This window comes from Tropicimonas sp. IMCC34011 (assembly GCF_003390865.1).
Taxonomy (GTDB): domain Bacteria; phylum Pseudomonadota; class Alphaproteobacteria; order Rhodobacterales; family Rhodobacteraceae; genus Tropicimonas_B.
In genome coordinates this window covers 250,776-270,003 of record NZ_QMEJ01000003.1, presented here as the reverse complement: position 1 = coordinate 270,003, position 19,228 = coordinate 250,776, and the positions used below count along the sequence as shown (strand labels likewise).

The 19,228-nt window shown below is 69.1% G+C and carries 23 protein-coding genes; 8 read left to right on the top strand and 15 right to left on the bottom strand.

From position 1 onward, the window contains the following. The first annotated feature begins 71 nt into the window (after positions 1-71). Positions 72-536: a cytochrome c family protein gene (locus tag DQG15_RS10750; RefSeq protein ID WP_116085150.1), complete on the top strand. Its 465-nt coding sequence runs from the start codon at positions 72-74 to the stop codon at positions 534-536. Beyond that, complete coding sequence (locus DQG15_RS10745) at positions 537-983, top strand: TspO/MBR family protein (RefSeq protein ID WP_116085149.1); 447 nt, start codon at positions 537-539, stop codon at positions 981-983. Positions 984-1,017: 34 nt separating this feature from the next. Here the strand turns inward: DQG15_RS10745 and DQG15_RS10740 are convergent, their stop codons facing one another. The 7 genes from DQG15_RS10740 to dapD form a co-directional block, all read right to left on the bottom strand. Then, positions 1,018-1,593, bottom strand: coding sequence for a TIGR04282 family arsenosugar biosynthesis glycosyltransferase (locus DQG15_RS10740; protein WP_116085586.1), 576 nt, complete (start codon positions 1,591-1,593; stop codon positions 1,018-1,020). 23 nt (positions 1,594-1,616) lie between these two features. Next, positions 1,617-2,048, bottom strand: coding sequence for a GNAT family N-acetyltransferase (locus DQG15_RS10735; RefSeq protein ID WP_116085147.1), 432 nt, complete (start codon positions 2,046-2,048; stop codon positions 1,617-1,619). Beyond that, positions 2,045-3,193 carry a succinyl-diaminopimelate desuccinylase gene (dapE, locus tag DQG15_RS10730; protein WP_116085146.1) on the bottom strand — a complete coding sequence of 383 codons (1,149 nt, stop codon included), beginning with the start codon at positions 3,191-3,193 and terminating at the stop codon, positions 2,045-2,047. Before dapE ends, DQG15_RS10735 begins: the two co-directional genes overlap by 4 nt. A gap of 50 nt (positions 3,194-3,243) precedes the next feature. Beyond that, entirely contained in the window at positions 3,244-4,296 is a 1,053-nt protein-coding gene (locus DQG15_RS10725; protein WP_116085144.1) for a TIGR00341 family protein, read from the bottom strand. A gap of 4 nt (positions 4,297-4,300) precedes the next feature. Then, the gene (locus DQG15_RS10720) at positions 4,301-4,627 is read right to left on the bottom strand and encodes a hypothetical protein (RefSeq protein WP_116085143.1); all 327 of its coding nucleotides are present in this window, start codon (positions 4,625-4,627) and stop codon (positions 4,301-4,303) included. A gap of 159 nt (positions 4,628-4,786) precedes the next feature. Beyond that, positions 4,787-5,623: a hypothetical protein gene (locus DQG15_RS10715; RefSeq protein WP_116085141.1), complete on the bottom strand. Its 837-nt coding sequence runs from the start codon at positions 5,621-5,623 to the stop codon at positions 4,787-4,789. Between the two features lie 7 nt (positions 5,624-5,630). Further along, positions 5,631-6,458 carry a 2,3,4,5-tetrahydropyridine-2,6-dicarboxylate N-succinyltransferase gene (dapD, locus tag DQG15_RS10710; protein WP_116085140.1) on the bottom strand — a complete coding sequence of 276 codons (828 nt, stop codon included), beginning with the start codon at positions 6,456-6,458 and terminating at the stop codon, positions 5,631-5,633. 103 nt (positions 6,459-6,561) lie between these two features. On the opposite strand from dapD, the gene DQG15_RS10705 reads away from it, so the two are divergent. Beyond that, entirely contained in the window at positions 6,562-7,410 is an 849-nt protein-coding gene (locus DQG15_RS10705; RefSeq protein ID WP_116085138.1) for an LOG family protein, read from the top strand. A gap of 116 nt (positions 7,411-7,526) precedes the next feature. Here the strand turns inward: DQG15_RS10705 and DQG15_RS10700 are convergent, their stop codons facing one another. The 3 genes from DQG15_RS10700 to DQG15_RS10690 all read right to left on the bottom strand — a co-directional run bounded on the left by DQG15_RS10700 (position 7,527) and on the right by DQG15_RS10690 (position 10,470). After that, positions 7,527-8,594 (bottom strand): transporter substrate-binding domain-containing protein, encoded by a 1,068-nt coding sequence (locus tag DQG15_RS10700; RefSeq protein WP_116085137.1) that lies wholly within the window; start codon positions 8,592-8,594, stop codon positions 7,527-7,529. 11 nt (positions 8,595-8,605) lie between these two features. Next, the gene (gene rlmN / locus DQG15_RS10695) at positions 8,606-9,784 is read right to left on the bottom strand and encodes a 23S rRNA (adenine(2503)-C(2))-methyltransferase RlmN (RefSeq protein ID WP_116085135.1); all 1,179 of its coding nucleotides are present in this window, start codon (positions 9,782-9,784) and stop codon (positions 8,606-8,608) included. A gap of 161 nt (positions 9,785-9,945) precedes the next feature. Next, positions 9,946-10,470 (bottom strand): invasion associated locus B family protein, encoded by a 525-nt coding sequence (locus DQG15_RS10690; RefSeq protein WP_116085133.1) that lies wholly within the window; start codon positions 10,468-10,470, stop codon positions 9,946-9,948. A gap of 189 nt (positions 10,471-10,659) precedes the next feature. On the opposite strand from DQG15_RS10690, the gene DQG15_RS10685 reads away from it, so the two are divergent. Then, positions 10,660-11,643 carry an asparaginase gene (locus tag DQG15_RS10685; protein ID WP_116085132.1) on the top strand — a complete coding sequence of 328 codons (984 nt, stop codon included), beginning with the start codon at positions 10,660-10,662 and terminating at the stop codon, positions 11,641-11,643. Positions 11,644-11,660: 17 nt separating this feature from the next. Here DQG15_RS10685 and DQG15_RS10680 read toward each other — a convergent pair whose 3' ends face one another. The 5 genes from DQG15_RS10680 to DQG15_RS10660 are packed head-to-tail and all read right to left on the bottom strand — an operon-like array spanning position 11,661 to position 15,487. After that, the gene (locus DQG15_RS10680) at positions 11,661-12,050 is read right to left on the bottom strand and encodes a DUF805 domain-containing protein (RefSeq protein WP_116085585.1); all 390 of its coding nucleotides are present in this window, start codon (positions 12,048-12,050) and stop codon (positions 11,661-11,663) included. Next, entirely contained in the window at positions 12,050-12,709 is a 660-nt protein-coding gene (gene plsY / locus DQG15_RS10675) for a glycerol-3-phosphate 1-O-acyltransferase PlsY (protein ID WP_116085130.1), read from the bottom strand. Before plsY ends, DQG15_RS10680 begins: the two co-directional genes overlap by 1 nt. Positions 12,710-12,741: 32 nt before the next feature. Beyond that, on the bottom strand, positions 12,742-14,025 hold the full coding sequence (pyrC, locus tag DQG15_RS10670; protein ID WP_116085128.1) for a dihydroorotase: 1,284 nt from the start codon (positions 14,023-14,025) through the stop codon (positions 12,742-12,744). After that, positions 14,025-14,543 (bottom strand): hypothetical protein, encoded by a 519-nt coding sequence (locus tag DQG15_RS10665; protein WP_116085127.1) that lies wholly within the window; start codon positions 14,541-14,543, stop codon positions 14,025-14,027. The genes pyrC and DQG15_RS10665 overlap by 1 nt, the downstream gene beginning before the upstream one ends. Beyond that, entirely contained in the window at positions 14,540-15,487 is a 948-nt protein-coding gene (locus DQG15_RS10660; protein ID WP_116085125.1) for an aspartate carbamoyltransferase catalytic subunit, read from the bottom strand. Before DQG15_RS10660 ends, DQG15_RS10665 begins: the two co-directional genes overlap by 4 nt. Before the next feature lie 104 nt (positions 15,488-15,591). Here DQG15_RS10660 and DQG15_RS10655 point away from each other — a divergent pair, with 104 nt between their 5' ends. From DQG15_RS10655 to DQG15_RS10640, 4 genes are all read left to right on the top strand, one after another. Further along, entirely contained in the window at positions 15,592-16,392 is an 801-nt protein-coding gene (locus DQG15_RS10655; RefSeq protein ID WP_116085123.1) for a uracil-DNA glycosylase, read from the top strand. Positions 16,393-16,471: 79 nt separating this feature from the next. After that, positions 16,472-17,062, top strand: coding sequence for a metallophosphoesterase (locus DQG15_RS10650; RefSeq protein WP_116085121.1), 591 nt, complete (start codon positions 16,472-16,474; stop codon positions 17,060-17,062). Continuing rightward, a complete protein-coding gene (gene moaB, locus DQG15_RS10645) occupies positions 17,047-17,589 on the top strand; it encodes a molybdenum cofactor biosynthesis protein B (RefSeq protein WP_116085120.1) in 543 nt (180 codons plus the stop codon). Before DQG15_RS10650 ends, moaB begins: the two co-directional genes overlap by 16 nt. Positions 17,590-17,708: 119 nt before the next feature. Continuing rightward, positions 17,709-19,223: an efflux RND transporter periplasmic adaptor subunit gene (locus DQG15_RS10640; RefSeq protein ID WP_116085118.1), complete on the top strand. Its 1,515-nt coding sequence runs from the start codon at positions 17,709-17,711 to the stop codon at positions 19,221-19,223. Positions 19,224-19,228 lie beyond the last annotated feature (5 nt).

Here is a 19,228-nt window from a genome sequence, read left to right as displayed (position 1 = left end):
TCGCCGCCTTGCCCGCCCCGGGATCCGGGCGCACATCTGTAGCACTCACGCAGTCACGGAAAGCCAGTCCCATGCCACGGTCCCTGCCCCTTCTCGCTACCCTTCTTCTTCTGCCTGCCGGCATCGCGGGGGCGCAGGAGGAGGGCGATGCCGCTGCCGGAGAGAAGATCTTCGCGCGCCGCTGCGTCTCCTGCCACGTGATCCAGACCCCGGAGGGCGAGACCCTCGCCGGGCGGAACGGGAAGATCGGGCCCAACCTCTATGGCATCGCGAACGCCCAGGCCGGCACGCGGGAGGGCTTCAAGTACGGCACATCCCTCGTCGAGGCCGGCGCAGAGCACGGTCTCCACTGGGGCGCGGCCGAGATGATCCCTTACCTTCAGGACCCGACGGGCTACCTGCGCGAGGTGACGGGTGACGGCCGGGCGAGAAGCAAGATGTCCTTCCGCCTGCGTGAGGAAGAGGAGGCGGCGGACGTCTACTCCTTCCTCCTCTCGCTGGACCCCGAGGATGCAGCTTCGGATACGGACAACTAGATGCCCTGGACGGTTTTTCTTCTCTTCCTCCTCGCCTGCGCCGCGGCCGGATCGACCGGATCCATCTTCAAGCCGGGGACGTGGTATCAGGAGCTGGCAAAGCCGTCCTGGACGCCGCCGAACCTCGCCTTCCCCATCGTCTGGCCGATCCTCTACGTGATCATCGCCTGGGCGGCGGCCCGCGTCGCCGTGATGCCGGGGACGGCGCATGCGTTAGGCTTCTGGGCGATCCAGATCGCGCTCAACACGCTCTGGACGCCGGTCTTCTTCGGCGCGCACCGCATGGGCGCCGGCGCCGTCGTCATCGGTCTTCTGTGGCTCGCAGCACTTTGCACCTGCATCGCCTTCTGGCGGCATGACACCTTGGCCGGTGCGCTGATCCTGCCCTATCTCGCCTGGCTGACCTACGCCTTCGCGCTGAACGTCGCGATCCTGCGCCTGAACTGACGGCGCCGCGAGAGCATCGGCCGGGAGAAAGCGTCTATCCGCTTCGCCCGGCCGCGACGCCCGGCGCCCTCAGATCGTCCGCGGTGTCCACGTCTCGAAGCGTCTCCAGCATCGCCACCCGCCGCCCGTCCAGCGTATCAAGCGTGTCCTTCAGGGCGTGGGAGGTGGACCAGCGGACCTTGCCGAACGCGCCGATCGGCAACCGTCGCCGGGCGCTCCGCCCGATCAGCCAGTAGCCGCCATCGCTCGCCGGGCCGATCGCGACATCCGCCGCACGCATGACCCGGAACGCCTCCGCGACGTGGCGCCGGTCCAGCGCCGGAATATCTGCGCCCACGACGATTACGGGGCCTGTCCCATCCGCCAGAAGCCGGGCCATGCGGACGCCGAGATCGCCGCGCCCCTGAGGGCGGCGCGGCAGGTGGGCCGGAAAGACGCGAGACGCGAGCGCCCCGTCCGGCGCCACGGCAAGTTCGAGGTCCCAACGGGGATCGGACAATCGCCGCAGCACGCGGGCAATCTGCCGCCGCATCCACCACGCCGCCTCGATCCGCCCGATGTCCCGCGCAAGGCGCGTCTTGACCCGGCCCGGCCGCGGCTCCTTGAGCATCAGGACGACGCGGGGACGCGCGCTCACAACTCCAGCGCCATGCTCCGATGCGCGATGCCGGAATCATCGTAGATCTCGCCGTGCGCGGTGAAGCCGAGCCGCTCGTAAAACGGGATCGCCGGAACCTGCGCCCCGAGGATCACCCGCACGATACCGGGCATGCTCCTGAGCTTAGCCAGTGCAGCGCGGGTCATCGCGGCGCCGGCGCCGGTACCGCGGCGCTCCTTCAGGACGCAGACCCGCTCCAGCTTGCCCGCATCCCCGACGATCCGCACCCGCATGGCACCGACCGGGCGCCCGTCCTCACGTGCGAGGAAATGCATCGCCTCGCCGTCCCGGCCGTCCCTGTCCTGCTCGACGGTCACCTTCTGCTCACCGATGAACACCTCGTGACGGACCGCGAAACACGCATCGATATCCGCCGCCTCCGTCGCTTCGACGATCTCGACACTCATGACACGAACTCCTTGGCAATACGGGTGAAGACGCGCGCGAGGGTCTCGATCTGCTGAATTTCGACGCGCTCGTCCGTCTGGTGCATGGTCAGCCCCACGAGGCCGAATTCGACGACCGGGCAATGCGCCCGGATGAACCGCGCGTCGGAGGTGCCGCCACCGGTGGACAGGACGGGGATCACTTTCGTCTCGTCGGCCACGATGCGGGCCACGAGGTCCGACAGCTCGCCCGGAGGCGTGAAGAACGATTCGCCCGAGATCCGCGCATCGAGCGTGATCTGAAGTCCGTGGGCTTCCGCAACCTCGTCCCCGATCCCGCGCATCCTCTCGATGAGAGAGGCGCCGCTGTGCAGATCGTTGAAGCGGATATTGGCGCGGACGGTGGTTGCACCGGGAATGACATTCGTCGCCAGATTGCCGGTGTCGATGCCGGTCAGGGCGAGCGTCGAGGGATCGAAATGATCGGATCCTTCATCGAGCCTGAGCGTTGCGAGGCGGTGGGCAAGCTCGGCGGCGCCGTCCACCGGGTTCTTCGCGCGGTGCGGATAGGCGACGTGGCCCTGAACGCCCTTCACGGTGAACACGAGGTTGAGCGAGCCCCGGCGCCCGATCTTGATCATCTCGCCCATGATCTCTGGGCAGGAGGGTTCGGCCACGATGCAGGCGGTCATGCGTTCCCCCGCCTTCTCCATCCAGTCGAGGATCGCGAGCGTTCCGTCCCGGCCCGGCCCCTCCTCGTCCCCGGTGATCAGAAGCGACAGCGCGGTGCCCGGCTGCAGGTCCTGCCCCGCCTCCACCGCTGCCGCGACGAAGGCCGCGACGCCGGATTTCATGTCCGTCGCCCCGCGACCGTAGAGCACGCCGTCCCGGATCTCGGCACTGAAGGGATCGACGGACCAATCGGCTTCGTCACCGACCGGGACCACGTCCACATGCCCACCGAAGGCCAGCGTCCGAGCCGCGCCCTTCGGTCCCTTGCGGGCATAGAGGTTCGGCACGCCGCCCCTGTCGCAGCGATGACACTCGAAGCCGGCGGCCTCGAGGATCGGTACCAGGATGGCGAAGGTTCCGGCCTCCTCCGGCGTGACGGAGGGGCACCGGACGAGGTCGGCGGTGAGGCGTACGGGATCTACACTCTGGCTCATGGGGAGCGGCGTAGCGCGTTCGCGGAACCGCCTCAAGCTCGCGCCGCGCCTCAGCCGGGATCGGCGGGCGCGGCGGTCTCCTGTCCCTCGTCATCGCCCCCCTGGGCGAAGCTGCCTTCAACGAAGAGGATCCCGCCCAGAAGGGCGCCCAGCAGGATCACCCAGGCGCCGAGCATCCAGATCCGGGATTGGCCGGCCTTCGAATCATCCGACAGCCAGCGATGCGGGCGGATGCCGCGCCACATGAAGACAGCCTGCGCCGCGAGGTTGATGGCGACGATATTGGCGATGACCGTCACGGCCGCCCGTCCCGCCTGGTACCATGCGCCCGATCCAACGAGCAGCCCCATCGCCGCGATGGGCGGCAGGAGCGCTGCGGCGACCATCACGCCGACGAGGGCGGAGGCCTGCCCCTGCACCACCATCAGCGCCGCGGCGACCCCGGAGGCAAGCGGCAGCGCGGCGGTGGAGAGCCCGAGGGGTTCGGAGAAGTTCACCATGGAGTCGTCGATCTGAAGCGGCAGGAACGTCCCCATCGCCGCCGACACAGCGACGGCGACACCGAGCCCGGCCCCCAGCGCCCGAAGGCTGATGAGGAGCAGCCGGCGGTTGCCGAGCGCCGCCCCGAAGGCAAAGGCGAGGATCGGTCCCAGAAGCGGCGCGATCACCATCGCCCCGATGACCACCGCGACCTGTCCGCTCGTCAGTCCGATGGCGGCCACGAAGGCGGCCGCGGCCGTCAGGATGAGGAAATCCCACGTCAGGAGCGCGTTGTTCAGCACGTCGTCGTAGATCTCGGCACGGGCGCTCGAGGTCTCGGTCTGTTCGAGCCGCTCCTGCTCTTCCTCGTTGTCGATCTGCGGAAGGACGCTCTCGAGCGCGAGGGTCACGAGCCGGAACTGGTCTTCCTCGAACTCCTCGGACAGCTTGTCCTGAAGCACCTGGGAGCGGCTTTCGTGCAGCACGACGTAATACTGGACGATGTCCTCGCCGTTCTGCGCCTCCGAACGCCACCAGGTGCGCGGCTCGATCTCCTTGATCACGTCCTCGACGCCGTCCGAGCGATCCGGAGCGACGTTGAGCAACAACATGCGATAGGCCAAGGCGTCAGTCCTCGTCGCCGAAGAACGGCGTCATCTGGGCGACGATGACAGCGTTCTCTTCAAGCGCCCGCGCCATCAGCCCGCGCTCCTCGCCGGAGATCTCGTGGCCCTCGGCCAGCCGCTCGTCGAGCGTTCCGTAGCCGGAGACGTCGAGGGGGGCGAGATCGGCCTGCTTGAGGGTCGCCACGGTCTCCCGCACCGCCTCCGCTTCGTCCACGCCGGAGGCGAAGCACATCAGCGCGGCCCCCGTGGCGCCATCGGGAAGTCCGTCGCCGGACTTGCGTCCGACCTCCACAAGAAGCGTGAAGACCTGCTGCTCGCGCTTCGCCATGAGAGCCCTTCCGAAATTATGACGGCCCTTCTATCGGGCGGTAGAGACGAGGGTGCAAGTCACAGGAGCGTCCAGTGTTCCGGCAGCACCGGCGATGCGCGCCCCAGAGCGAGAAGGTCGAGTTCGCCGTTGTAGAGGGGGGCGGCGAGGGTCGCCATCTCAGATGAGAACCCAGTCCGGCGGCAGGATCGGCGACCGCGTCTTGATGCGCCAGACTTCGGGCGCCACCACCGGCCCCCCTTCGCTCAGGAGGCCGCCCCAGAGGGAGAAGGTGGAATTGGCGGTCACGCCGCCTCGCGAGGCCGCCATCACGGCGAGATCTCCGAGGGTGTCCGTGGCCTGGCTGACCGTGACGTCGAAGCCGTCCGGCAGCATGTCCAGCGCGTCCTGAGGCTCGTCGGAACAGAGCACCCACCGCGTGGGGCCTGCGATCTCCTCGTAGGCCCGCATCGCCCTGCCGTACCAGTCGGGCCCTAGGGAAACGAACCCCTTGGCCACCTCGGGCGTCCGGTAATCGCCGAGGCGGACATGGACGAACGCCCGGTTCTCCCGGGGCGCCGTGCGGGCCGCGAACAGACGCTCCCGGATCGCAGGCAACAGCTCCGGCAGGCAGGGCGCCATGATCCGGGTGTCGGTGCAGACGCGCCGCGCGTAGACGGGGGCCGCGATCGCGTCGGCCTCCTCGAGCTCGGCGGGGTTGGCATCCCAGATCGGCAGACCGAAGCGCGTCTCCCGGCCCGTCAGCGCCTTGCGAAGCCGATCGAGCCGCTTGTTGATCGGCGCGTAATAGCGGGTCCGGCGGTAGAAGCTCTCCGGAACGAGCGCGGTCAGTTCCTGCGCCCGGCCGGTCTGGCCGGCACGCTCCTTCTTCGCATGCCAGGTCAGGTCGAGATCGAGGGGCACGCTCAGGCGCTTCGCGACCGCATAGGCCGTCCCGAACTCGAGGAGCTGATTCCCGAGCCCGGAGACGATCTGCGCGATGACGGCCCTGCCCAAGCGTTCCTCAGTCCCGCAGGAGTTCGTTGATGCCGGTCTTGGCGCGGGTCTTCTCATCCACGCGCTTCACGATCACCGCGCAATAAAGGTTCACGCCGCCCTTGGAGGGCAGGGAGCCGGAGACGACGACGGAATAGGGCGGGACCTCGCCATAGGAGACTTCTCCCGTCTCGCGATCGAAGATCTTGGTGGACTGGCCGAGATAGACACCCATGCCGAGCACGGAGCCCTCGCGCACGATCACCCCCTCCACGACCTCGGACCGGGCGCCGATGAAGCAGTTGTCCTCGATGATCGTCGGCTCCGCCTGAAGCGGCTCGAGCACGCCGCCGATGCCGACGCCGCCGGACAGGTGAACGCCCTTGCCGATCTGGGCGCAGGACCCGACCGTGGCCCACGTGTCAACCATCGTGCCCTCGTCGACATAGGCGCCGAGGTTCACGAAGGAGGGCATCAGCACGACGCCGGGGGCGATGTAGGCGGACTTGCGGACGATGGCGTTCGGAACGGCGCGGAAGCCAGCGTCGCGCCAGCGGTTCTCGCCCCAGCCGGCGAACTTGCTGTCCACCTTGTCCCACCAGCCGCCGCCTTGCGGGCCGCCGGGCTGCTGCTCCATGTCGCGGATCCGGAAACCGAGGAGCACGGCCTTCTTGGCCCACTGGTTCACCGTCCAGTCGCCACCGTCACCGCGCTCGGCGACCCGCAGGCTGCCGTTATCCAGCGCTTCGAGCGTGGCCTCGATGGCCTCCCGCGTCTCGCCGCCCGTGGTGGGGGTGATGTCGGCGCGGGCATCCCATGCCGCCTCGATCGCCCGTTCGAGATCTGCGTGTCCCATCGCTCCGCTCTCCTCTGGCCTCGGTCCGGCGGAGGCTATAGACCTTGCCTCCCGGGCGCGCAACGCGAGCCCGCGCCTCCCGGAGCAGTGCAGGGGACGAACCATGACAGATCGCCACGACAGACAGAGCGGCTTCCGCGACGCCGGCGAGGACATCCGGACCTCCCGTGGCGTGCCGGATACTCCGCAGACCCGCGCGCCGGCCTACCGGCTCGCATTCGCCGACGACGAGTTCCTCTGCCGGGACGATCTGCGCCCGGTCCGGCTCCAGCTCGAGCTCCTGAAGCCGGAACTTGCCATGACCGAGGCGGGCGTCGAAAGCACCGTCGTGCTCTTCGGCGGCGCCCGCGTTCCGCGCCCGGCAAGCGAGGATGAGGAGGTCGAGGCAACCGGCATGGCGCGCTGGTATCGCGTCGCGCGGCTCTTCGCGAAGGCGGTGACGGAGCGCTCGATGAAGTCCGGCGGCCGCGAAGAGGTGATCTGCACCGGCGGTGGGCCGGGCGTCATGGAAGCGGGCAACCGCGGTGCCGAGGAGGCCGGCGGCAAGTCCATCGGCCTGTCCATCGTGCTGCCGCACGAGCAGGCGCCGAACGCCTATGTCTCCCCCGAGCTGTGCTTCAACTTCCACTACTTCGCCGTCCGGAAGATGCACTTCCTGATGCGCGCGAAGGCGATCGCGGTCTTCCCCGGCGGCTTCGGCACGCTGGACGAGACCTTCGAAACGCTGACCTTGATCCAGACCGGCCGCATGAAGCGCGTACCCGTCCTTCTGTTCGGTCGGGAGTTCTGGGAAAGCGTGGTGAACTTCGACGCACTGGTGAAAGCAGGCACCATCGCCGAGGCCGATCTCGACCTCTTCCGCATCGTGGAGACGGCCGAAGAGGCGATCGAGGCGATGGACACATGGGAAGGCGCCGGCACGAAGCGCAGCCACGTTCCCGGTCGGACCTGAACCGATACGGCCTCAGCCGGTGGAGTGCGCCGGCCGAGCGATGCCCTGTGGGGCCTTAGGGGTGAAGCGGGCGTGCACTGGATGGGCGGTGCGGAGGGATCCGTCCCGCCGCTCCGTCAGAAAAGCCCGGTTCCGTCCGTCGCGACATACCCGTGCAGGGTTCGCCAGCCGGCCTCCCCGTTGATCGTCTCGAGAAGAACGCGGTCGATCACGCCGGACAGGTCGGACCCCTTCGCCGTTCCAAAGCCGATCATGACCGGATCGAGCACGGTGGCCTGGACGTCGAAGCTGAAGCCGCCGTCGTCGATGCTCGCCTCCAGCCCCAGACGCTCGCCGGCGGCGATCTCGATATCGCCCGCGTCGAGCGCCTCCAGCATCAGGGTCATGTCGGTGTAGGGGCGCAGGTCGTCCACGCGGTCTTCGAGGAATGCCTCGGCGTTGCTGCCTTCGATCACGCCGATGGTGCGGCCGGGAAGGTTCTTGGACAGGTTCGTGCCGCCGGTATCGGCCAGCGTCACGATGGTGGCCGTCAGGGCGGAACTCACGGCAAGACCGACGAGCATCCAGAGCATCGCGACGGCCCGCCCGGTAAAGGTGATCGGAGCCTTGTCCCCGTAACCGATGGTCGTGAGCGTCACGCCGGCCCACCAGAACCCGTCCCCGAGGCCCCGGAGCGGCCTGCGGCTGAACATCTCCTCGTTCTTGCGCCGCTCGATGGCCCAGAGAACCGCGCCGACGGCGAGAAGCAGCGCGGAGAGGGCAAGTACGACGCGCAGGAAGTCCAGGGAGAGCAACCCCGTCACGACGGGCAGGATCGAAGAGCGCTCCGGCGTCGCAAGGCCAAGTTTTGCTGTATGGATCGGGAGGGACACGTCGATCCGGTCGAGCACGGACAGCGAGGCCGGGATCGGCATGGCTAGATCGACGTCGCCCGCCTCCACGGCCCCGACGATCTCGGAGGGCTCGAGCGGCACGAGATCGTAGGCCACGCCCTCCCGCTCGGCGATCAGCCGCCAGATCTCGGGAGCGAGCCCCATCCAGGCCTCGTCCCCCGTCCGGGTGGCGTAGGGCGCCATCTCGGTCACGCCGACGCGGACGGGCCGGTCTGCCCGGCCACTATCCTCTTGCGCCGCAGCCATGCCGGCAAGGCCCAGAAGGGCGACGACGATCAGCGCAACACGCATGCAGCCGGTCCTCAGGATGCCGCCGCCTCGGCGCCGGGCCGCGCCCGCTTCGCGCGCTCGCTCGCGCTCTTGAGCTGGCCGCAGGCGGCCATGATGTCCTCCCCGCGCGGCGTGCGGATCGGGCTGGCGTATCCGGCCTTGTAGACGATGTCGGCGAAGGCGCGGATCCGGTTGTTGGACGAGCGGCCATAGGGCGCGCCGGGCCACGGGTTGAACGGAATGAGGTTGATCTTGGCCGGGATGCCCTCGATCAGCTTCACGAGCCGCCGCGCATCCTCGTCGCTGTCGTTCACGCCGTCGAGCATGACGTATTCGAAGGTGATCCGCTCGCTGTTCGAGAGCTTGGGATAGGCCTTCAGGGCCGCCAGCAGCTCCTCGATATTCCACTTCTTGTTGATCGGCACGAGCGTGTCGCGCACCTCGTCCGTCGTCGCGTGGAAGGAAACGGCGAGAAGGCAGCCGATCTCCTCCGCCGTCCGCGCGATGGCGGGAACGACGCCGGAGGTGGAGAGCGTGATGCGCCGGCGGGAGAGGCTGATGCCCTCGCCGTCCATCGCGATCTTCATCGCGTCCCGCACGTTCTCGAAATTGTAGAGCGGCTCGCCCATACCCATCAGAACGATATTGGAGAGGAGCCGCTGCTCGTCCTTCGGCTGACGGCCGGGCTCCGGCCATTCGCCGAGATCGTCCCGCGCCAGCATGATCTGCCCCACGATCTCGCCGGGGGTCAGGTTGCGCACGAGGCGTTGGGTGCCGGTATGGCAGAACGAACAGGTGAGCGTGCATCCGACCTGGCTGGAGATGCAGAGCGTCCCGCGGGACTCCTCGGGAATGTAGACCGTCTCCACCTCGTGCCCCCCGGCGATGCGGACGAGGTACTTCCGCGTCCCGTCGGAGCTGACCTGGCGGCTGACGATCTCAGGGATCTCGATGGTGAAGTGCTCGGCAAGCTCGGCACGGTAGGCCTTCGCGAGGTTGGTCATCTCGCCAAAGTCCCGCACGCCCTTCTGGTAGATCCACTGCCAGAGCTGGCCGGTGCGCATCTTCGCCTGCTTCTCGGGGGTGCCGGCGGCGATGAGCGCCTCCCGCAGGCCATCGCGCGTCAGGCCGACGAGGTTCAGTCGTTCGCCGGCCTCGACCTTGCGGGGGATGGTCAGGACGTCCTGAGTGATCGGCGTGGTGACAGTCATGGCGGCACATCCCCGGATGGGCCCGGAAGGGCGGTTGCGAAGCGGGTTACATAAACGATTTGACGCGCCGAGTCCAAAGAGGATCGGCGCGCGAGCCGCACGGGATGCGGCGATGTCAGCGATATCACGGGGCGATCAGGCGCCCCGCCCCGGGCCGGGCGCTACTGGTTGCAGCGGGTTTCGGCTTCCTGCATCGCGGCCGTGAAGCCCATCAGCGAGAAGGTGTCCTGCGTCTGCGTCCCGCGGCTGGAGCGCGCCGTAAGCTCGGCTTCCGCGCCGCGGCGGAGCGACGCCATGATCGCGGCATCGTCCTCGGCTGATGCGGGCCAGGCCCACTCCCCTTCGGTGAACAGCTCGTATGCCGTCCCGCCGATATCCATGGTCACGGTGGAGCCGTTGGCGAACGGGTATCCGCCCGTGAAGCTGATCTCCCCGTCGCCGGCACCGGGCCGGAACGTGACGAAGAGAAGGATGTCCCCGCGGCGCACGGCCACGACCTGACCGTCCCGCGTGTTCACCGTCTCCTTGGGCGCCGAGACGCCCCAGCATTCGGTTGGGTTGTCCTCCACGAACACCGACCAGTCGGTCTCCGCGGCGACACGGTTTGTAGATTCCTGAGCGGTGGCATTGCCCGCGCCGAGTGCGACCGCCATGGCGAGCGCACCGGATACGATCCGAAACGTCATTGGTCTTGCAGCCTCCAGCTGTCTCTGCCTCATGTCTGTCCGCCCCTCGCGGTCCTTGTGGACTCTCATCGGAAAAGCGGGTGGGAAAGCAACCCGATGGCGTTACTGTAACGCAGAATTGGCCGGTTCCGAAAGATGATCCGGCGGAAAACTGCCGGGATCGTGATGTTGGACGGAACAATTGAGAACATGGCGCGGGTCACGCTGACCCGCGGCCCCTTTGACGAATCGGTGCACGAGGGTCTCGTCGCCGTCTGGCGGCACGGGGACGGCCTCGTCGAGGCGTGGGGAGATCCCGCGCGCACGGTGCTGCCCCGCTCCTCGGTAAAGATGATCCAGGCGCTGCCCCTGATCGAGAGCGGCGCGGCGGAGGCTGCGGGCCTCGAGGCGCGGCACCTCGCCCTCGCCTGCGCCAGCCACCAGGGCGCGCCGGCGCATACGTCGCTCGTGCGCGAGTGGCTCGGGGCCGAGGGGCTGGCCGAGGCGGACATGCGCTGCGGCGCGCACTGGCCGCAGGACAGGGCAACGTCGAACGCGCTCGTCCGCTCGGACGGCCGCCCGGATCAGACGCACAACAACTGCTCCGGCAAGCATGCCGGGTTTCTCACGCTGAACCGGCGCCTCGGCGGCGGGACCGAGTATGTCGAGCCGGATCATCCCGTTCAGCGCGCGGTGCGCGCGGCCTTCGAGGAGGTCACGGAGGAGGACAGCCCCGGCTACGGGATCGACGGCTGCTCCGCGCCGAACTTCGCCGCCTCGCTTGAGGGAATCGCCCGCGCCATGGCGGGCTTCGCCGCGGCCGCGGACGGCGTAGGGAGCGGCGCGCGGGCGGAGGCGCAGGCCCGTCTCGTCCATGCGATGATGGCGCATCCCCTCCTCGTTGCCGGTGAGGGGCGCTGCTGCACCGAGCTGATGGAGGCCGCGAAGGGGCGCGCCGCGGTCAAGACCGGCGCCGAGGGCGTCTTCGTCGCGATCATTCCCGAGAAGCGCCTCGGCATCGCGCTGAAGGTGAAGGACGGAGCGACGCGGGCCGCCGAGGCCCTGATCGCCGCTCTCCTCGTGCGTTACGGGATCCTCGATGCAGCAGACCCTGCCGCAAGGCGCCGCATGGCGCCGGTGATGACGAACTGGCGCGGGATCGAGACGGGGACGGCGCGGGTGAGCCTCACCTGATCACGCCGTCCGGAGGGTCAGGCGGCGGCCATGCCGCTCGGCGTCCGGCCGAGCGGATCCGGCCCGAAGCGGTTCGGCCCGTTCGTGCCGGGCAGGCAGAACAGCACCAGAAGGATGATCGCGCCGATCCCCGGGATCAGTGCGAGCAGCAGCCACCAGGCGGACATGTCCCGATCATGCAGACGCCGCCCGCCGACGCAGATGCCCGGCAGGAGCACGGCCAGGGACCACAGGAGCGACAGAAGGCCGAAGGTCAGGCCCTGCAGAACGAGGGTCTCGACGAGATTGAGCACGATCGACACCGCGAAGACGAAGAGGGCGAACCACCAGTACTCGCTCCGGCGCGCGCGGCCGGAGATGACGATGTACTTCGCCAGACAGGTCCGGACGGACTCTTCCATGCTCATCATAGTCGATCACTTTCCTTGCTCATGTGCTCGCCATGGGGTGCCTGCGGAACGCTTTTCTGACCGATCTTCGGTTCGGTCCCGCGCTTCAGCCGCGAAATGTTCGCCGCATGACGAATGTAAATCAAGATCGTAAGCGCGATGGAAAGCCACACGCTCTCACCGTTGTCGAGAAACAGCACGTAGATCGCCGAAAGCGCCGCCGCGACGAGCGCCGCGAGGGAGGAATAGCGCGTCGTCGCCGCCACCACGAGCCACGTCGCGCAGCAGGCGAGGCCGACGGGCCATGCCAGGGCAAGCATCACGCCGAGAAACGTCGCCACGCCCTTCCCGCCGTTGAAGCGTTGCAGCACCGACCAGATGTGCCCCGCGAAGGCAAAGAGGGCCGCGACCTGGGCGCCGTCCTCCCCCATCAGCGCTCGCGCGATTAGGACCGCCGCCGCGCCCTTGGCCCCGTCGAGCAGCAGCGTGAGCGCCGCTGCGCCCTTGTTCCCGGTGCGTAGCACGTTCGTCGCGCCGGTATTGCCGGACCCGACCTTGCGCAGGTCCCCCAGCCCGAACACTCGCGCCATGACGACCCCGAACGGCACGGAGCCTGCGAGGTAGGACAGCACCGCCGTCACGGCGAGCCAGAGAAGGGGCGTATCGATCACGGGCATGGCTCAGGCTCCTGAGACGCTGGCGGAGGGGATCATTCGCCGAAAATCCGCTGGCCGCCGACCCACGTGCCGAGGACCCGGCCCTCCATCCGCGTGCCGTCGAACGGAGTATTGCGGGACTTGGAGCGCAGGGCGAACCGGTCGAGCACGAACGGCGCATCGGGATCGAAGAGGACGAGATCCGCGGGAGCGCCCTTCGACAGCCGCCCGACCTCGAGGCCGAGACGTTTGGCGGGGTTCGTGGACATCGCCCGGAAGAGCTGCGGCAGGCTCAGCGCGCCCGCGTGATAGAGGCGCATGGCGGCGGGCAGGAGCGTCTCCAGCCCAACGGCGCCGGACGCGGCCTCCTCGAAGGGCAGGCGCTTGCTCTCCTCGTCCTGCGGCGTGTGGAAGCTCGAGATGGTATCGATCAGGCCCGATGCCACCGCCTCCACGATGGCCTGCCGGTCCTCCTCGGAGCGCAGCGGCGGCTTGATCTTGAAGAAGGTGCGGTAATCCCCGACGTCGATCAGGTTCAGCGTGAGGTGGTGGATCGAGGTGCCGGCGGTGACGTCGAACCCGTTGCCCTTTGCCCGTTCGAGGGACGGCAGGGCGCGGGCGCAGGTGATCTGGTCGGCATGGTACCGCACGCCCGTCATCTCCACGAGGGAGATATCCCGGTCGAGCCCCATCCGCTCCGCCATCGGCGAGACCATCGACAGGCCCCGGAGCGCGGCAAAGGCCGAGGAGGTCGCGGACGCGCCGGCCGAGAGCCCCGGCTCCTGCGGGTGGGACACGATGAGCGCGCCAAGCTCGCACGCATAGGCCATGGCGCGGGAAAGGACGCGGGTATTCGCGATCACGATATCCCCGTCGGTGAAGGCCACCGCTCCGGCATCGCGCAGGAAGGCGATCTCCGTCATCTCGCGCCCTTCGCGGCCCTTGGTCAGCGCCGCCATCGGTGCGATGCGCACCGGGGCCGCCTCGGCCGCGCGGCGCAGGGCGAATTCGAGCGTCTCCGGGCTGTCGATGGTGGGCAGCGTATCCGGCCGCGTGACCATCGTCGTCACGCCTCCCGCCGCGGCCGCGCGGCCGGCGGAGCGGAAGCTCTCCTTGTGACGCTCGCCCGGCTCGCAGACCTTGACGCCGAGATCCACGATCCCCGGCGCCAGGGCGCGCCCGCCGCAGTCGATCCGCGTCTCGCCGCCCTGCGGCTCGGGCGCCGCATCCTGCCCCGTCGCGACGATGCGACCATTCTCCACGAGGAGCCAGCCGCGCGAGTCCGTGCCGGCAACCGGGTCGATCAGTCGGGCGTCGTTGAAAACCGTGCGCGCCATCAGCTTGCCAGGAGCCAGATAAGAACGCCGAGCGCGACGAGCACGAGGATCAGAGCCGCCAGCGGCGTGGCGAGCCTCGGCGCGCGGGAGCCGCGGTCCGGACGCGCCATGGAGCCCGATGCCGACTCGCTCTCGATCGGGCCGGTCGCGGGCGTCGCCTCGATCTCCCTGTAGGCCCCGATTTCCGTGAGCGGAGCGCGCGGCTCCAGCGTCACCGCCCGCCCCTCGAACGCGGAGGATGGCACGATCACGGCCTGCCCCGACAGGTTGTCGAGCTTCTGCCGGTCTGGCGCGACCTCGTCCGGATCGGCCCCCAGCCCTTCGATCAGGTAGCCCGTCAGCCCGACCCCCATGAGATCCTCGAGGTTCACCACCTCCAGCCTGCTCTTGTCGAGCGTGTCGCCGCCCAGCGCCGCCTCGGCCTCCTGCGCGGAGAACGGCGTGCCCGCCGTGCCGTCCACCGCGAAGACTCGGATCACGCCGGTCTCTCCGGCCGGTACATCGACGCGCCCGCTCATGCCGCCGCGCTCCGCTCTGCGCGGAGGTTCCGGGCCAGGAGGTCCATCGCCGCCATTCGCACGGCCACGCCCATCTCCACCTGCTCCTGGATGACCGAGCGGTTGATGTCGTCCGCGATGGTCCCGTCGATCTCGACACCGCGGTTCATGGGTCCGGGATGCATCACGATGGCGTCCTCCCTGGCATGGGCGAGCTTCTCGGCGTCGAGCCCGAAGCGGTGGTAGTATTCGCGCTCGGAGGGAATGAAGCCGCCGTCCATCCGCTCCTTCTGGAGGCGCAGCATCATCACCACGTCGCAATCCTTCAGGCCGGTCTCCATGTCGTGCGTGACCTCGACCCCCCAGTCCCGCGCCTGCGAGGGGATCAGCGTCGGCGGTCCGACGAGGCGCACGCGACTCTCCATCCGCCCCAGAAGCAGGATGTTCGACCGGGCCACCCGCGAATGGGCGACATCGCCGCAGATCGCGACGGTCAGCCGATGCAGCCGGCCCTTCTTGCGGCGGATCGTGAGCGCATCGAGAAGCGCCTGCGTGGGATGCTCGTGGCGCCCGTCTCCCGCATTCAGGACGGCGCAGGCAACCTTCTCCGCGAGCAGGTTCACCGCCCCCGAATTGGGATGCCGCACCACGAGGATGTCTGGATGCATCGCATTCAGCGTGAGCGCCGTGTCGATCAGGGTTTCGCCCTTCTTGATCGAGGAGGCGGCCATCGCCATGCTCATCACGTCCGCCCCGAGACGCTTGCCGGCCAGCTCGAAGCTCGCCTGCGTCCGGGTGGAGTTCTCGAAGAACATGTTGATCTGGGTCAGACCGGCCAGCGCGTCGCCATGCTTCTGCGTGGAGCGGTTGAGGGACACGTAGTCATCGGCAAGATCGAGAATCGCCGTGATCTCGTCTGGCGCGAGATGCTCGATTCCGAGCAGATGTCTGGCGCGGAAGGTCATCAGGCGTCCCCGTCTGTCGGCTCGGTCCGAGCTTATGTCAAAGCCGGGCGGCCGGGGCAACGGCCCGCTTCCAGCGCCGACGTAGATGAGCTAGCGGTGAGGGCGTGGATCAAGGTCTGACATATGAAGCCGCGCTCGCGGCGCTGGCCTGGCAGGTCGAACTCGGGGTCGACGAGGCGATCTCCGAGTCCCCGATCGACCGGTACGCGCTGGAGGAACCGAGCGCCCCGAAACCAGCCGCCGCGCCGCCCACCCGTGCCGAGGCGAAGGCGGAGGCGCCGCCCGCGCCGTTCGTCCAGCCGGAGGTGGACCCCGTCCAGGCCGCGCGGGACACCGCCGCGGCCGCCAGCGATCTGGACGCGCTCCGGGGGGCGCTCGAGGCCTTCGAGCTCTGCGATCTGAAGAAGGGTGCGCGGCACACGGTCTTCTCGGACGGACACGCCGCGGCCCGGATCATGGTCATCGGCGAAGCGCCGGGCCGGGAGGAGGACGAGGCAGGCCGCCCCTTCGTCGGCAAGGCCGGCCGACTGCTCGACCGGATGTTCGCCGCCATCGGCCGCTCGCGGGAGACGGACGGACCCGACGGCCTCTACATCACCAACATCCTACCCTGGCGCCCGCCGCAGAACCGCGACCCCGATGCGGGGGAGATCGCCATGATGGTGCCCTTCGTGAAGCGGCATGTCGAACTTGCGGACCCCGACGTCATCGTCCTGGCGGGCAACATCGCCTGCCACGCATTGATGGGCCGCCGGGGCGTGTCGCGCCTGCGCGGCCGCTGGACGGAGGTGGAGGGGCGGCCCGCCCTGCCGATGTTCCACCCCGCCTATCTGCTGCGCACGCCCGAGGCGAAGCGCGAGGCCTGGTCCGACCTTCTGTCGCTTCAGGCCCGCCTGCGCGGCTGAGGCGCTGGACAGGGGCCGACGGCGGCATAGTCTCTCGGGCGAGCCGCCCGCGCGGCGCGATCCCCCAGGAGCGATCCACATGCGAATCCTCGCCTTTTCCGATGTTCACCGAGATCTGGAAGCCTGCGCCGGGCTGATCAGGGCCGCCGAGGAGGCCGATCTCGTCCTCGGCGCGGGAGACTTCGCCACCTCCCACGAGGGGCTGACGGAGGTGATGGACGCGCTCGCCCCCCTCGCCGCCAAGGCCGTCTTCGTGCCCGGCAACAACGAGTCGCTGAGCGCCCTGCGAGATGCGACGACGGCAACCGTGCTGCATGGCGAGACCTGCACCAAAAGCGGCGTCACGATCGCAGGCCTCGGCGGCGGCATCCCGCCCCTGCCCCCGCTGCCATGGGGGTCGTGGGACCTGACCGAGGAGGAGGCGGAAACGGCGCTCGCCGGGATCGGGAGCGCGGACATCCTCGTCCTGCATTCACCGCCGAAGGGCGTCGCCGACGTGGTCGACGGCAAAGGCTCCGTCGGCTCGGTCGCCCTCCGCGACGCCATCGAACGCATCCAGCCGAGGCTCGTGGTCTGTGGTCATATCCACGATTGCTGGGGCCGCTCGGGGTCCATCGGCACGACCTCGGTCAACAACCTCGGCCCGGCGCCGACATGGTTCGAGCTGTGAGCGACCGCGCCTTCATTCCCGTCCGGATCGCCGTCCTGACCGTCTCGGACACGCGAACCCCTGAGGATGACCGGTCCGGCGATACCCTGGCCGAGCGCATCGAAGCCGCCGGTCACGTCCTCTGCGCGCGTGCCATCGTCGCGGACGACCGGGACGCCATAGCGCGGCAACTCCGGAGCTGGATCGCGGATGCGTCGGTCGAGGCGATCATCTCGACCGGTGGGACCGGGCTGACGGGCCGGGACGTGACGGTCGAGGCGCATCGCGACGTCTACGAAAAGGAGATCGACGCCTTCGGCACGATCTTCACCCTCGTCAGCATGGAGAGCATCGGCACCTCCGCCGTCCAGTCCCGGGCCTGCGCCGGCGTGGCGGGAGGCACCTTCCTCTTCGCGCTGCCCGGAAGCCCCGGCGCCTGCCGCGACGGGTGGGACAGGATCCTCGCCGCCCAGCTGGATTACCGGCACCGGCCCTGCAACTTCGTCGAGATCATGCCCCGCCTCGATGAACATCTTCGCAGAAAGTAAACCGATCCCGAGGCATAGTTCGCGACGGAGTTGACGTGTCCGTGCGTTGATCACGTCAGGGCTATGACCTGCCCGCAGCCACCTCTACCCTTGCGCTGCATTCGGAAGGACGGAATTACATGCGCTTTCTCGGACGTTCCCTGACCGGCCTGTTCCTGCTCGCCGCGACGCTCGGCCTGCTGGCCTATGCGGGCGGCCTGCTGCGCGGCGCGGTGGAGGAGCGGATGAACCGCGAGGTTCGCCAGAGGCCGGGGCAGGAAACCGTGATCGCCGTCAACACCGCGGAGATCGTGCCGGAGGTGATCGCGCCGACGCTTACCGCCTTCGGCAACGTCCAGAGCCGCCGCACCCTTCAGATCCGCGCCAGCCTCGCCGGGCGGATCGTGGAACTTGCGGACAACTTCGAGGATGGCGCGACGGTGACGGAAGGGGAGCTCCTGGCCAGGATCGACCCGCTCGATGCCGAGACCGCGCTCGACAACGCCCGCACCGATCTCGCGGAGGCGGAGGCTGAGCTTCGGGAGGCCGAGCGCGCGGTGGAGATCACGCGTGACGAGCGCGCCGCCGCCGAGGCGCAGGCCGAGCTGAGGCAGGCCGCGCTCCAGCGCCAGCAGGACCTTCAGGATCGCGGGATCGGCACGGCGGCCGCCGTCGAGGAGGCGGCGCTCGCCGAATCGAGCGCGCGCCAGTCCGTCCTCACGCGGCGACAATCCGAGGCGGACGGGGAAGCGCGGGTCGAAACCGCCCGAAACGCCCTCTCCCGCTCCCGACTGGCCCTCGCTGTCGCCGAGCGCGCCGTCGAGGATACCGAGATCCGCGCGACCTTCACCGGCACGCTCGCCGATGTCGCCGTCGTGGAGGGGGGGCTCGTCACTGCCAACGAGCAGATCGCCACGCTGATCGACCCCGACGCGCTTGAGGTCGCCTTCCGCATCTCCACCGCGCAATATGCCCGCCTCCTCGACGAAAGTGGCGGTTTGCGGGATGCCGAGGTGCGCGTCACGCTCGACGTCCTCGGTCTCGGGCTCGAGGCGCAAGGCCGGCTCTCCCGCGTCAGCGCTGCCGTGGGGGAGGGGGTCACCGGGCGGCTCCTGTTCGCCCGCCTGTCCGAATTCGCGGGGTTCCGGCCGGGGGACTTCGTCACCGTCCACGTCGAGGAACCGGCGCTGGAAAACGTCTCCCGCCTGCCCTCCACCGCGCTCGCGTCCGACGACACGGTCCTTGTCCTGGACGAGGAGGAGCGGCTCGTTCTCGCCGCCGTGGATCTGCTCCGGCGTCAGGGCGACGACGTGATCGTCAGCGCCCCCGATCTGGCCGGCCTTCGCGTCGTGGCCGAGCGGACCCCGCTCGTCGGCCCCGGCATCAAGGTCCGGGACCTCACCGCCGAGCGCGAGGCCGCGGGCGGGACGCGTCCGGCCGGGGACATCGCCTCCCGCGGCACGGGCGGAGCGGAGCCCGGCGCAGACGAGGGCACCATCCCCCTGACGCCCGAGCGCCGCGCCGCCCTGATCGCGGCGGTGGAAGACATGGGCGCCATGCCCGAGGAGGCCCGCGCCCGCGTTCTTGCGCAGCTGCAGCAGGAGAGCGTGCCCGCCTCCGTCGTCGCGCGCATCGAAGCCCGGACGGGAGGCTGAACGCC

Bases quoted from the DNA above. Each gene is read 5' to 3' on its own strand.
- DQG15_RS10750 (WP_116085150.1), top strand. From the start codon at position 72: ATGCCACGGTCCCTGCCCCTTCTCGCTACCCTTCTTCTTCTGCCTGCC.
- DQG15_RS10745 (WP_116085149.1), top strand. From the start codon at position 537: ATGCCCTGGACGGTTTTTCTTCTCTTCCTCCTCGCCTGCGCCGCGGCC.
- DQG15_RS10740 (WP_116085586.1), bottom strand. From the start codon at position 1,593: ATGCTCAAGGAGCCGCGGCCGGGCCGGGTCAAGACGCGCCTTGCGCGG.
- DQG15_RS10735 (WP_116085147.1), bottom strand. From the start codon at position 2,048: ATGAGTGTCGAGATCGTCGAAGCGACGGAGGCGGCGGATATCGATGCG.
- dapE (WP_116085146.1), bottom strand. From the start codon at position 3,193: ATGAGCCAGAGTGTAGATCCCGTACGCCTCACCGCCGACCTCGTCCGG.
- DQG15_RS10720 (WP_116085143.1), bottom strand. From the start codon at position 4,627: ATGGCGAAGCGCGAGCAGCAGGTCTTCACGCTTCTTGTGGAGGTCGGA.
- dapD (WP_116085140.1), bottom strand. From the start codon at position 6,458: ATGGGACACGCAGATCTCGAACGGGCGATCGAGGCGGCATGGGATGCC.
- DQG15_RS10705 (WP_116085138.1), top strand. From the start codon at position 6,562: ATGACAGATCGCCACGACAGACAGAGCGGCTTCCGCGACGCCGGCGAG.
- DQG15_RS10700 (WP_116085137.1), bottom strand. From the start codon at position 8,594: ATGCGTGTTGCGCTGATCGTCGTCGCCCTTCTGGGCCTTGCCGGCATG.
- rlmN (WP_116085135.1), bottom strand. From the start codon at position 9,784: ATGACTGTCACCACGCCGATCACTCAGGACGTCCTGACCATCCCCCGC.
- DQG15_RS10690 (WP_116085133.1), bottom strand. From the start codon at position 10,470: ATGACGTTTCGGATCGTATCCGGTGCGCTCGCCATGGCGGTCGCACTC.
- DQG15_RS10685 (WP_116085132.1), top strand. From the start codon at position 10,660: ATGGCGCGGGTCACGCTGACCCGCGGCCCCTTTGACGAATCGGTGCAC.
- DQG15_RS10680 (WP_116085585.1), bottom strand. From the start codon at position 12,050: ATGAGCATGGAAGAGTCCGTCCGGACCTGTCTGGCGAAGTACATCGTC.
- plsY (WP_116085130.1), bottom strand. From the start codon at position 12,709: ATGCCCGTGATCGATACGCCCCTTCTCTGGCTCGCCGTGACGGCGGTG.
- pyrC (WP_116085128.1), bottom strand. From the start codon at position 14,025: ATGGCGCGCACGGTTTTCAACGACGCCCGACTGATCGACCCGGTTGCC.
- DQG15_RS10665 (WP_116085127.1), bottom strand. From the start codon at position 14,543: ATGAGCGGGCGCGTCGATGTACCGGCCGGAGAGACCGGCGTGATCCGA.
- DQG15_RS10660 (WP_116085125.1), bottom strand. From the start codon at position 15,487: ATGACCTTCCGCGCCAGACATCTGCTCGGAATCGAGCATCTCGCGCCA.
- DQG15_RS10650 (WP_116085121.1), top strand. From the start codon at position 16,472: ATGCGAATCCTCGCCTTTTCCGATGTTCACCGAGATCTGGAAGCCTGC.
- moaB (WP_116085120.1), top strand. From the start codon at position 17,047: ATGGTTCGAGCTGTGAGCGACCGCGCCTTCATTCCCGTCCGGATCGCC.
- DQG15_RS10640 (WP_116085118.1), top strand. From the start codon at position 17,709: ATGCGCTTTCTCGGACGTTCCCTGACCGGCCTGTTCCTGCTCGCCGCG.